Raw genomic sequence first — 13,622 nt, forward strand, 5'->3', positions numbered from 1 at the left:
CAGAAAATAACTCCTGAAAATAACAATGTTGATCTATGCTACAGCATAATTTTTAAACTGATTTCCTCTCATAAAACGGAATCACTTATACAGGACTGTATAAAATCGCCATGCACATGACAAAAATTCCTCTCAAGAAAAGCCCGCTGAGCCTCATGATTCTGTCGATTGTCTCAGGTCATCTTTATGCTGAAACTGCCGTAGAACCGGACAATGTTCAACAGCTGAATACTATTGTGATCAGCGCTGAGCAAAATGCCAATCCGCAGCAGCAATATCAGAAAGAGCTGGCTCAGGTTTCAGGAGGAACGAATTTCATTGGTGAGCAGCAATTAGAACAGCAGCGACTTGCAACCACAGCCGATGTATTCCGTTTACAGCCAGGAATTTATGCCCAGTCTGCAGGGAATGAAGGTGCAAAAATATCGATCCGTGGCTCAGGAATCAACCGGACTTCAGGTGCACACGCATCCGGTACGCACGTCCTGATTGACGATATTCCATTTACCGGGCCGGGCGGTACAGCGTATGAACTGCTAGAACCCTGGTGGATTGATCATGTCGGGGTTTATCGCGGAGCCAATGGCTTTAAGCAAGGCGGACTGGCCTTAGGTGGAACAATCAACTATAGAACCAAGACCGGCGCAGATCAGGATGGCTCTGAACTCAAATATGAAATGGGCAGCCATGGTTATCAAAAATATCAGTTTAGTACCGGCCGAAAGCTGGATCAGATGGATTATTATCTGGCGCTGACGAGTACCCAGTTTGATGGAATTCAGGATCATGCTGAAGGCGATGGTAAGGGTCTGGCTTTTAATTTGGGCTATCAGATCAGTCCGGATATCGAAACCCGTTTTTATGCTCGTTACCGTGAGAGCAAGCATTTAACTCCAGGACGGATTACACAAGAACAGCTCAAAAATGATCCTGAAGCAGCGAATAGCTTTAATTTAGCGGTAGATGCCAAACGGATTCAGCCGGGCAGTACTTGGCTGGCCAATACCACGACCTGGAATTTACAGGATGATGCAAAACTGACTGGCAGTCTGGCTTATCATCATTATCCGCTGGATTTACGTGAAAGCAGTTATCGTACTAATGTCGATTATGAAGATATTACAGCGCGCTTCCAGTATGAAAGGCCTTATCAGTTTCTAGGTCTGGAGCATCAGGGGCGTATTGCCTTGCGCACTACCACACACCGCCCGGACAGTGGGGTTACTGAAACTTTAAGATTTAATACAGAAATTGGTAATCAAACGTATCCGGCAGACACAGTTACCCGCCGTTATACCTATCGTGGTTCAGACAACGTGCTGCAATTTGATCAGGAAACTACATTAAATGATCAGTTCAAATTAGATCTGGGACTGGCAGCCGTGTATACCCATCGGGAAAGTGAAGTGACTTATGCAAATATTATTCCCGACCCAAATTTAGGTCCTGATGTAGATCCTAAAGTCAGTCGTTATGAATGGAATTTTGCACCAAGACTTGGATTGACCTATCAGCCAAATAACTCTGTGCAATGGTTTGCCAATTTAAGCCGGAGCATTGAACCGGCACATCCTTGGGCAATGGCTTGGTCTTCACCTTATTACTATTCTAAAGACAGTGGAGCTGCATCAAATCGAGTACGTGCGCCAATCTATTTGGATACGCAAACCGCCAATAGTTTTGAACTGGGGGGGCGTGGACAATCGGGCTTTGGAGACTGGGCACTGAGCTACTATTATTCCAAGATTAAAAAGGAGCTATTGTCTTCTGAAATGATTAAAAATTACGGGAATGATTCTGATTCTACTACTTCAGAGGAAAGAATTAGTGTAGAAGCAAATGCCACGCCAACGATTCATCAAGGGGTGGAGCTAAGTCTGGATACACCATTGCATGAATCCCGATATGGTGAACTGCGTCTGCAACAGGCTTATACCCTTAGCGATTTCCAGTATAAAAATGATCCATTGTTTGGCAAGAACCAGTTACCGGGAATACCAAAACATCTTTATCAGGCTCAACTGAGTTATGCTTTAAATAATGGCCTGTATATTGGCCTGAATACAGAATATGCGTCCAAAATGGCGCATGATTATGCCAATAGCCGATTCAGTGATGACTATCAGATCTGGGGCATTGACGTGGGTTATGCACCAGAACATCAATCGTGGAAAACCTGGATCAATTTTAAAAATATCACCGATGAGAAATATGCTGCGGTCGTGATTCCTGGTCTGAATGATCAAGGTGCTGATGTAGCGCGATCTTCACCAGGTGAAGGTTTTTCTACTTATGCCGGCGTGTCATTTAAATTTTAATTATTTAAAAATAAAAAGAGCGGTAAACACCGCTCTTTTTATTTATTGATAGAAAGGATTTATCAGGTTTCTAAAATTCCGGTAACGCCTGTCACAATCATATCAATGGCAATAGTACCGATTAAAAGCGCTGCAACACGACCGACGATATCGACATACAGGTCAATGTAGTTGGAATATTTATGCTGTAAATGATCATGCAGATATTTCATCAGGATCAGCAAGCTACAGGTCAGAAACAGGGTAAAGAAAATCACCAGAATGGTTTGCATTAAACTGAGCTGAATCCCGGTAATCACGGAAGCCGAAATGGTGCCGGGACCGATCATAAACGGCATGGCAATCGTACCCGCCAGATGACTGGGCGCTCCACGCATCACACCAATCGTATCAGCACCTTCAAAGACATAACGATAGCCAATCACCAGAAAAATAATACCGCCAAAAATCTGGAAGGACTCAAACCGTACATGCAAGACTTCATTAAAGAAGGCTTCACCGGTTTTTGCAAAAATGATGAACACAATAAAGCTGATCAGACTGCCCTGAATCAATGCCATGTTGAATACTTTTGCGTCGGAATTACGGATAATTCCGAGCATATAAATACTCATCAGAAAAGGGTTGAGCAGGGAGAAAAACAGGGCAAATGCATTCAAACTTTCTGACATCATTCAGTCCTTCCGTAGTTGAGATATCCTAGATTTCACGGTCCGGGAACAGCGGACGTTTACCTGGGCTGATCCGGTTAATATGCAGATACATCATATGGCGTTCATATTTATCCAGGATGTCATTGATCACCTGTTCCTTACTATAACCGACCAGATCGTTGCCCTGAGAGCCTTCAAACAGATAACTTTCCAGACGATAGTAATAACGTTTGGTTCGTTTACCACGTGAACTGAAATTTGGCGTGTCATAGCGTACCGGCCATATTTCATAGACAAAGTTTTCTTCTTCATCGAGCTGAATGGTCAGATCAAGGTGATACAGTTCAGGTTCTTCCTCAAGTGATTTTTCCTGAATATTGACTTGAATGCCTTTGTCAATTAACTCGGTTGCAACGGCCTCGATGGCCGGCTTGCAGACATTATCCAGCATGGTCCGGGTCTGGGACAGGCTTGGATGCAGCATGACCCGGCTCAGACGCTTCTTCCAGTTCAAGATATCCACATTACCGACCACAGGTGCCGCATTCAAACTGGTACTGGCCTGCCGAAAATCCTCCAGACGCAAGGACTTATACAGTCCGGCCATCACAAAGAAAATGACGAAACTAAAAGGCAGACCCATAATAATCGTAGTGTTCTGTAATGCTGTTACGCCATTCGCCATGAGCATTGCCAAAGTCAGCAAACCGATGGCAATGGCCCAGAACACACTCAGCCAGCGCGGTGAATCATGTTCAATATTAGTGAATTTGGTCGTGAAATTTCCCAATACCAATGCCCCCGAGTCCGCTGAGGTCACATAGAACAGTAAGCCGGTAATGGTGGCGACACCTGCAGTAAACATAAAGCCTGGATACTGCGCCAGCAGATCATAAAAACCATGTGCCGGATTTTCTAAAACTGTCGTAGCAAGTTGAGTATTACCATCAAAAATCACGCTGTATAAAGCACTGTTACCGAAAATAGACAACCAGGTCAGGGTAAATAACAGAGGAATAACCAAAGTCCCGGTGACAAATTCGCGAATGGTACGACCACGGGAAATACGGGCCAGGAACAGACCAACAAAAGGTGACCAGGCGATCCACCATGCCCAGAAGAACAGGGTCCAGCTATTCATCCACTCTTTCGGTTGTTCAAAAGGAAAACTGGTTAAAGAAAGCTTCGGGAACTGGCTGATATAGTCACCAAAATTCTGAATCAAGGCGGCTAATAAAAACTCGGTATTGCCTACAAACAGAATGAATAGCAGCAGCCCAATTGACACATAGATATTAATCTCAGACAGGATCCGGATGCCTTTATTGACACCGGCAGTGACTGAAATAATAGTAATAATCACGGCAACGGCGATGAGTGCAGTTTGAATCCAGATATTTTCTGGTAAATCAAACAATACATGCAGGCCGTAATTTAATTGCACAACGCCAATCCCGCAGGTGGTGGCAATCCCGAAAATTGTGCCGAGTACTGCAGCCGTATCCACAGTATGGCCAATTGGACCATTAATTCTTTTTCCAAAAATAGGATAGAGTGCTGATCGAATGGTGAGCGGTAAATTGTAGCGATAGCTGAAATAACCTAGCGCGACCCCAATCAGCGCATACATACTCCAGCCAGTTAAACCGTAGTGAAACAGGGTCCACACCATGGACTGGCGCGCAGCTTCAAAAGTTTCACCTTCGCCCACAGGTGGATTCATATAGTGGGAAAGCGGTTCCGCCACCGAGAAAAACATCAGGTCAATCCCGATCCCGGCAGAAAATAGCATCGCCGACCAACTCAGCAGGCTAAATTCTGGTTTGGAATGTTTAGGGCCAAGTTTAATCTCGCCATAACGGGAACAGGCGATAAAGACGATAAAAACCAGATACAGCGTTGCCGCCAGCAGATAATACCAGCTAAAGGTACGACTGACCCAGTTTAAGATATTGATAATGACTTGATTGGCTTGTTCATTAAATAAAATGGTAATGATAGAAAACAGCAGAATAAGCGTCGCCGAAAAATAAAAAACCACTTTATTCAGACTATCTTGCTTCTCTTCATTTTTCTTTTGCATAAATCTCTAACCATCGTTTTGTTGCCGGATGATCTACAGTGCAGTGTGATTTAAAAGCAAAAGCCTGCGGTAAAGCTTCCTTGTTTTCGTGAATTACAAACTTTTGCAAATCCAAAACAAACTGCGCTGTACATCAAGGGTGAGCTGGCACTATAATTTTTATTAATTGAACGTTCAATTAAAAAAGCGTTTATGAATTGTTACATCATTCAGCTATTTGCTTTAGCAGAGTGATTTTTTATTGTTACATCCGTTATTCAGGTTAGTCTTATGCCAAAAGTTGGTATGCAACCGATCCGTCGCCAGCAACTGATCGATGCCACCTTAGCTGCAGTGAATGAGCTAGGTTTTGCAGAAGCTTCAATTAGTCAGATTGCTCAGAGGGCAGGTGTCTCAACCGGCATCATAAGTCATTATTTTCAAGGTAAAAATGGCTTGATTGAAGCCACAATGCGTTACTTATTGCAGCAATTGGGTAAATCTGTTGCACAGATAAAGATACAGGTTGATGACTTACCGGAGCAGCGCTTGTTAGCGATCGTACGTGGTAATTTTGCTGCTCCACAAACGGATAAGGCGGCCATGAAAGTCTGGTTGGCGTTCTGGGCTAGCAGTTTGCACCAACCTGAATTACACCGTTTACAGCAGATCAATCATTACCGTTTACATTCCAATCTTAAGTACGAATTCATGAAAAAGTTAAATAAAGACCAGGCAGAGAAAGCCGCTCAAGGTCTGGCAGCATTGATTGACGGATTCTGGTTAAGAGGTGCTTTGGTAAATGGCGAAATTGACCCAGAACTGCCGATTGAACTGTGTAGTAAATATATCCGGCAACAACTCAAATAACCCACCTGCGAGGAAATTCCATTGACAACATTCAAACTGCAACGTCCTTATATTCATGGACAATATGTCGATGCAACGTCCAATAGCACGTTTCAAACGATTAATCCTGCAACAGGCGAAATTCTGGCAGACGTGCAGGTATGTACGCGAAAAGATATCGATCGCGCTGTTGAATCGGCACAACAAGGACAAAAAGTCTGGGCAGAAATGACGGCGATTCAACGTTCCCGTATTTTGAACAAGGCTGTTGCCATCCTCCGTGAACGTAATGATGAGCTGGCGCGTTTAGAAAGTCTCGACAGTGGTAAAGCTTTCAGTGAAACATCCACCGTCGATATTGCGACAGGTGCAGATGTACTCGAATACTATGCAGGTATTTTGCCAGCATTAGAAGGCCAGCAAATCCCGCTCAGAAGCAGTTCGTTTGTTTATACCCGCCGTGAACCTTTGGGTGTGGTTGCCGGGATTGGTGCGTGGAATTACCCGATTCAAATCGCCTTATGGAAATCTGCACCTGCACTGGCAGCGGGCAATGCCATGATCTTTAAAGCTAGTGAAGTGACACCTTTGACTACATTAAAACTGGCAGAAATTTATACTGAAGCAGGTGTGCCGCATGGCGTATTCAATGTGGTGACCGGCAGTGGTGAAACTGGTGGCTATCTGACTTCACATCCGGACATAGCCAAAGTTTCATTTACTGGTGGTGTTGCAACGGGCAAAAAAGTCATGGCCCAAGCTGCGAATTCCAGCCTGAAAGAAGTGACTATGGAGCTGGGTGGAAAATCCCCGCTGATTATCTGTGAAGATGCCGACCTGGACCTTGCGGCAGATATTGCCATGATGGCCAACTTCTACAGTTCCGGTCAGGTCTGTACCAATGGTACCCGTGTATTTCTACCTTTAGCCTTGAAAGCCGAATTCGAAGAAAAGATTCTGCAGCGTATTCCTTATATCCGTATAGGGGACCCACTTGATCCTGAGACCAATTTTGGCCCAGTGTCCAGCTTTGGGCATATGGAAAAAGTGCTGGATTATATCGAACAGGGTAAAAAAGAAGGTGCACGCTTATTGTGTGGTGGCGGCCGTGCTGAAGATGAGCAGTTTGCCCAAGGTGCTTATGTGCTACCAACGGTATTTACTGATTGCCGTGACGACATGACCATTGTCCGTGACGAAATCTTTGGTCCAGTCATGAGTATTCTGAGTTATGACTCAGAAGAAGAGGCGATTCGTCGTGCCAATGACACCGAGTATGGTTTGGCAGCTGGTGTCGTGACACCAAATCTGGCACGTGCGCATCGTATTATTCATCAAATCGAAGCCGGCATTTGCTGGATTAATACCTGGGGCGAATCACCGGCAGAAATGCCAGTGGGTGGTTATAAACATTCGGGTGTCGGTCGCGAGAATGGTATTGTCACGCTACAGCAATATACCCAGACCAAGTCAGTGCAAGTTGAACTTAGTCCTTTCCAGTCTGTATTTAGCGCATAAGGGAGGATTGGATGAATTACGATTATATTATTATCGGCGCAGGTTCGGCAGGAAATGTGCTCGCAGCGCGTTTAACTGAAGATCCGGATGTAAAGGTCCTGTTGCTGGAAGCGGGTGGACCAGATTATCGTCTAGATTTCAGAACACAAATGCCGGCTGCATTAGCTTATCCATTACAGGGACGACGCTATAACTGGGCCTATCTGACCGATCCAGAACCCCACATGAACAATCGCCGTATGGAATGCGGCCGTGGTAAAGGTCTGGGCGGATCTTCACTGATTAATGGCATGTGCTATATCCGTGGTAATGCTATGGATCTTGAACAGTGGGCCAGCCTGAAGGGGCTAGAACACTGGAGCTATGCTGAATGTCTGCCGTATTATAAAAAAGCTGAAACCCGCGATATTGGCGGCAATGACTATCATGGCGATTCAGGCCCGGTTTCAGTCGCAACGCCTAAGAATGGTAATAATGAGCTGTTTCATGCCATGGTCGAAGCTGGGGTTCAAGCCGGTTATCCACGTACCGATGACTTGAATGGCTACCAACAGGAAGGCTTTGGGCCGATGGACCGTACCGTAACGCCGCAAGGCCGTCGTTCCAGTACAGCACGTGGTTATCTGGATATGGCCAAAGGCCGGGATAATCTTACGATTATTACCCACGCCATGACCAACCGGATTCTGTTTAATCGTAATCAGGCAATTGGTGTGGAATATTTTGAAGGACAAAATACTTTACAGCCGATTCAGGTCTTTGTAGATCGTGAAGTATTGCTATGTGCAGGTGCAATTGCCTCGCCGCAAATCCTGCAACGCTCTGGTATAGGTCCGGCTGAACTGTTAAAAAGTTTGGATATTCCTGTGGTTCAGGATTTGCCAGGCGTGGGTGAAAACCTGCAGGACCATCTGGAAATGTACCTGCAATATAAGTGCAAAAAACCGGTTAGCTTATATCCGGCACTCAAGTGGTATAACCAGCCGATGATTGGCGCTGAATGGTTATTTTTAGGTAAAGGTATTGGGGCCAGTAACCAGTTTGAAGCCGGTGGTTTTATCCGCTCTTCAGACGAATTTGACTGGCCTAATATCCAGTATCATTTCCTGCCTGTAGCGATTAATTATAATGGCACCAATGCCATTCATGAACATGGCTTCCAGGCTCATGTGGGCTCTATGCGTTCGCCGTCACGTGGCCGTGTTCGTCTGAAATCCAAAGACCTGTTTGAGCATCCAAGTATTCTGTTTAATTATATGAGTACCGAGCAGGACTGGCGTGAATTCCGCGATGCCATCCGCATTACCCGGGAAATTATGCATCAGCCGGCATTGGATCCCTATCGTGGTGAAGAAATCAGTCCGGGAAAACATCTACAAACAGATGCTGAAATTGATGAATTTGTTCGTAATCATGCAGAAACCGCGTATCATCCATCATGTAGCTGTAAAATGGGTGAGGATGACATGGCGGTTGTCGATGGTTATGGACGCGTACATGAAATGCAGGGGTTGCGTGTGATTGACGCCTCGATTATGCCTTTGATCATTACCGGGAACCTCAATGCAACTACGATTATGATCGCTGAAAAACTGGCAGACCATATTCGTGGCAAACCTGCTCTTGCGCCTTCATCTGCACCTTTTTACAAGGCGCCTCGCGCTTAAATTATGGTTTTATTCCTGCCGCCTAGCAAAGCAGGAGTAAAGCGAATTTCAATTTTGTCCCAAAGCGGAGATAAAACCTCGACTGCTTTCGGTTTTATCTCCGCTTTACTTAATACATTTATATTTTATGAAAATATTCAATCAAACAGTGCTGTTTGGCTGTGCTGCTGTTTCAAGTTTTTACTGTTATGCCGATGATGCGGAAGTAAAACAAATAGAAGCAAGCGGAAACTTGAGTGTGGTCTCCAAATACGTCTCCCGCGGTTTGACCAATGCGCCTGAAAATGACGACGTTGCTGTACAGGCTGCATTGAATCTGGCTTATGGTAATTTTTATGTCGGATATTGGGGATCTACGCTTGGATACTCTTATGCAGAAGTGCAGGGGCGTCAGGGACATCGTTCAGACAAATTCGAGCATAACTTTCTGCTGGGTTATACCCATAGCAGCGAAAATTATGATTGGGATCTATGGAGCGCAACCTATTATTATCCGGGCGGCAAGCATACTACCGGAAATGAGCTGGGTTTAAATATAAGTCGTGCATTGAATGATCAGACCAGTATTGGCGCCAGCGTATCGACCTATCTGTATGATGTGGCTTATGCCAATCAGGGCGATACTTTTTATACGCTTAACCTGAATCATCAGTTGAATGATCGCCTGAATGCCAGCGTTACGGCAGCGGGAAGCTATTTTAACGATGAAGGCAAATATGAGGGCGGTGAACTGGGCGATACCGAAAAGCAGTTTGCCTTTCGTTATGCTTCTGCCGGACTCAGTTATGCGCTTTTACCTCAGGTAAGTTTGTCGGGTGAATATATCTTTGGCGGTTATGACCGTTATGATGACAAGCAGCATAATCTTGCAGTATTTACACTGAGTTATGATTTCTAAAGTTATCTCAGACTAGGCAGGTGAAAATCTGCCTTATCTGCAACTTTGATTAATAGTATAAGCCATGACTTGAAGTTGATTCATGCTCCGGCAGCTCAGGAAAGACTGAGGATCTGGTTTAATCTGCCAGAATTTCAGACAAATATTATCAATTTCATAAAATAATTCTATAATAGCGCCCATTCTCGGCAGCGTTATCCAGACACTTCGTCAAATGGTATAACCTGACCATTTTCTATTTTTCATTCAAGTTCTCCTCCGTGAACCGGCTTGTATATTCAGATTCAGCATCTTATCTGTCCGTGACGGCACATAAGAATATTTAGGTATCCACATGGAAATTAAGGTCAATTATCTCGATAATCTTCGCCAGGAAGCCAAGTTCGATGACTTCGCGGTAATCGCCGATCAGCCGATCCGCTATAAAGGTGATGGTTCGGCACCCGGCCCATTCGATTATTTTCTGGCGTCATCAGCACTTTGTGCGGCTTATTTTGTCAAAGTCTATTGCGCGGCACGTGATATTCCGACCGACAATATCCGCCTATCTCAAAACAATATCGTTGATCCTGAAAACCGATATAAACAGATTTTTAAAATTCAGGTGGAGCTACCAGCTGATATTTCTGAAAAAGATCGTCAAGGGATTCTACGTTCAATTGACCGCTGTACCGTCAAGAAAGTGATTCAAACTGGTCCTGAATTTGTTATTGAAGAAGTGGAAAGTATCGATGCAGATGCTCAAGCCTTGTTAATGCCAAGTCTGGCTTCTGACCATACGACTTTCATTCCGGGTAAGGACCTTCCGCTGGAAGAAACCATTGCCAATATGTCTGCAATTCTGGCAGGCCTTGGCATGAAGATAGAAATTGCGTCTTGGCGTAATATCGTGCCGAATGTCTGGTCGCTACATATCCGTGATGCGCAGTCGCCAATGTGTTTTACCAATGGTAAGGGCTCAACCAAAGAAAGTGCGCTGGCATCTGCTTTGGGTGAATTTATTGAGCGTCTGAACTGTAACTTCTTCTATAATGACCAGTTCTGGGGTGAAGATATTGCCAATGCAGAATTTGTGCATTATCCGGATGAAAAATGGTTCCAGCCAGGTCCAAATGGCGAACTACCTGCAGAAGTTTTAGATGAACATACCCGTGAAATTTATGATCCTGAAGATGAATTATTGGGTATCCATCTTTACGACACCAACTCTGGTAATAAAGCACGTGGCATCTGTTCATTGCCATTTGTACGTCAGTCTGATGGTGAAACCGTTTATTTCCCGTCGAATCTGATCGAAAACCTGTACCTCAGTAATGGTATGAGCGCGGGCAATACCTTAGCTGAAGCTCAAGTACAATGTCTGTCTGAGATTTTCGAACGTGCGGTTAAACGCGAAATTCTGGAAGGTGAACTGGCACTACCGGATGTGCCTGAACATGTTCTGGCAAAATATCCAAAAATTGTTGAAGGCATTAAAGGCCTAGAAGAACAGGGCTTCCCGGTTCTGGTCAAAGATGCATCTTTAGGCGGTCAGTTCCCGGTCATGTGTGTCACCTTGATGAACCCACGTACCGGCGGTGTATTTGCCTCATTTGGTGCCCATCCTAACTTTGAAGTGGCATTAGAACGCAGTCTGACTGAGTTATTGCAAGGCCGTAGTTTTGAAGGTCTGAATGATCTGCCAAAACCAACCTTTAGCAGTAATGCCGTGACTGAACCAAATAACTTCGTCGAGCATTTCATCGACTCAAGCGGTGTGGTGTCTTGGCGTTTCTTTAGTGCCAAAGCAGATCATGAATTTGTTGAGTGGGATTTTACCAATAACGGTCAAAACTCGAATGCCGATGAAGCTCAGGAATTATTCACGATTCTGGAAGACATGGGCCATGAAGTTTATATGGCGGTGTATCAGCATCTAGGTGCAACAGCTTGCCGTATTCTGGTACCGGGCTATTCGGAAATTTATCTGGTAGAAGATCTGGTTTGGGACAATACCAACAAGGCTTTGTTATACCGTGAAGATATCCTGAATTTGCACCGTCTGGATGATGAACAACTGGAAGCACTGGTTGAGCGTCTGGAAGAAGCAGATGAGGATGACTATACCGAGATCAAAACCTTAATCGGTATTGAGTTCGATGAAAATACCGAATGGGGTCAACTGACGATTCTCGAACTGAAACTTCTAATTTATGTGGCTTTGCAGCAATTTGAAGAAGCCAAAGATCTGGTTGAGCAGTTCCTGCAGTTCAATACCAATACCGTTGAACGTGGCCTGTTCTACCAGTGCATGAATGTCGTTCTGGAAGTCATTCTGGATGATGAAATGGAACTGGATGATTATGAGCACAACTTCCGCCGTATGTTTGGTGATGCCCGTATGGATGCCGTTCTAGGTTCAATCGAAGGCACAGTTCGTTTCTATGGTTTGACCGAAACCAATATGCAGCTTGAAGGACTGGACCGTCATTTACGCCTGATTGACAGTTACAAGAAACTGCATGCGGCGCGTGCAAAGTTTGTGGCTCAGCAATAATCCATAGATGAATGACTAAAAATTTTCGTTATTTGTTTTAAATCTTAAAGATGGCTTACTCGGTTTCGAATAGGCCATTTTTATCTCTGACCCTATATACAATCTTTTCTATTATTTCTATTCTAGCTTATTAATTCCAGCTCCCGAGGGAACTGGGATTACCTCAAAAATTAAAGTGAAGTGTTAATACTAACTGCTTCAAGATTGGGTATGTGAATGTGAGAAATAGATGTATTTTTCTCCTTCACAGGAATTACCTTACATATTCGGGTAATTCGGACCACCACCACCTTCCGGTGTCACCCAGGTGATGTTCTGTGACGGATCCTTGATGTCACAGGTCTTGCAGTGCACACAGTTGGCTGCATTGATCTGGAAACGCTTGGAACCGTCATTATTTTCCATAATTTCATAGACTCCCGCCGGGCAGTAACGCTGTGCAGGCTCGTCCCATGTCGGCAGGTTGACTTCCACCGGAATAGAGGCATCGGTGAGTTTTAAATGCGCTGGCTGGTTTTCTTCATGGACCGTATTCGAGACAAACACTGAAGACAGACGGTCAAAGGTCAGCTTGCCATCCGGTTTTGGATAGTTTGGCTTGAAGCTTTCAGCCGCCTGGGTTTTCAACGCAGCATGATCCTGAACCAGATCGTGCAGGGTAAATGGCACTTTAAACACGTTCTGGTCGATAAAGTTAAAGGCACCCCCGATCCATTGACCGAACTTGTGCATGGCCGGGCCAAAGTTACGCGAGTTGTATAACTCTTCTTTCAGCCAGCTGTTGTTGAAATTGTCGGTATAAGCGGTCAGTTCCTTGACAAAGAAATCTTCGCCCTCTGCCACACGCGCCACCGCCAGATCACCGCCTTTTTCGACACCAGCAGCAATCGCCTCAAATACCGCTTCACCGCAGAGCATGCCGGATTTCATCGCCGTATGAGAACCCTTGATCTTGGCAAAGTTCAGGAAGCCTGCATCATCACCAATTAACGAGCCACCTGGGAAAGTGAATTTTGGTAGTGAGTTAAAGCCACCTTTGGCCACAGCACGCGCACCATAAGAAATACGCTTACCACCTTCCAGATACTGCTTGATCAATGGATGGGTTTTCCAGCGCTGCA

General features: G+C 44.9%; 9 protein-coding genes. 6 read left to right on the forward strand and 3 right to left on the reverse strand.

Annotated elements, in window-relative coordinates:
- Nucleotides 1–110 precede the first annotated feature (110 nt).
- Entirely contained in the window at nt 111–2,318 is a 2,208-nt protein-coding gene (locus tag NI462_RS08225; RefSeq protein ID WP_253160007.1) for a TonB-dependent receptor family protein, read from the forward strand.
- Between the two features lie 62 nt (nt 2,319–2,380).
- Here the strand turns inward: NI462_RS08225 and NI462_RS08230 are convergent, their stop codons facing one another.
- Together NI462_RS08230 and NI462_RS08235 are read right to left on the reverse strand one after the other, a co-directional pair.
- On the reverse strand, nt 2,381–2,989 hold the full coding sequence (locus tag NI462_RS08230) for a MarC family protein (RefSeq protein ID WP_004646981.1): 609 nt from the start codon (nt 2,987–2,989) through the stop codon (nt 2,381–2,383).
- A 28-nt stretch (nt 2,990–3,017) separates the two neighbouring features.
- Entirely contained in the window at nt 3,018–5,054 is a 2,037-nt protein-coding gene (locus NI462_RS08235) for a choline transporter (RefSeq protein WP_253160009.1), read from the reverse strand.
- Between the two features lie 270 nt (nt 5,055–5,324).
- Between NI462_RS08235 and betI the strand changes: the two genes are divergently transcribed.
- The 5 genes from betI to NI462_RS08260 all read left to right on the forward strand — a co-directional run bounded on the left by betI (nt 5,325) and on the right by NI462_RS08260 (nt 12,501).
- Entirely contained in the window at nt 5,325–5,903 is a 579-nt protein-coding gene (gene betI, locus NI462_RS08240) for a transcriptional regulator BetI (RefSeq protein ID WP_253148255.1), read from the forward strand.
- Nucleotides 5,904–5,924: 21 nt separating this feature from the next.
- A complete protein-coding gene (gene betB, locus NI462_RS08245; protein ID WP_253160011.1) occupies nt 5,925–7,400 on the forward strand; it encodes a betaine-aldehyde dehydrogenase in 1,476 nt (491 codons plus the stop codon).
- 11 nt (nt 7,401–7,411) lie between these two features.
- Entirely contained in the window at nt 7,412–9,067 is a 1,656-nt protein-coding gene (gene betA / locus NI462_RS08250) for a choline dehydrogenase (protein ID WP_253160013.1), read from the forward strand.
- A 127-nt stretch (nt 9,068–9,194) separates the two neighbouring features.
- Nucleotides 9,195–9,965, forward strand: coding sequence for a TorF family putative porin (locus tag NI462_RS08255; RefSeq protein WP_253160015.1), 771 nt, complete (start codon nt 9,195–9,197; stop codon nt 9,963–9,965).
- Between the two features lie 334 nt (nt 9,966–10,299).
- Nucleotides 10,300–12,501, forward strand: a complete 2,202-nt coding sequence (locus NI462_RS08260) for an OsmC domain/YcaO domain-containing protein (protein ID WP_253160017.1) — start codon at nt 10,300–10,302, stop codon at nt 12,499–12,501.
- A gap of 258 nt (nt 12,502–12,759) precedes the next feature.
- Here NI462_RS08260 and NI462_RS08265 read toward each other — a convergent pair.
- Nucleotides 12,760–13,622 (reverse strand): electron transfer flavoprotein-ubiquinone oxidoreductase (locus tag NI462_RS08265; protein WP_253160019.1); only part of this gene is annotated, 863 nt, incomplete at its 5' end.

Source organism: Acinetobacter lwoffii, from assembly GCF_024129715.1.
Classification (GTDB): Bacteria; Pseudomonadota; Gammaproteobacteria; order Pseudomonadales; family Moraxellaceae; genus Acinetobacter; species Acinetobacter lwoffii_U.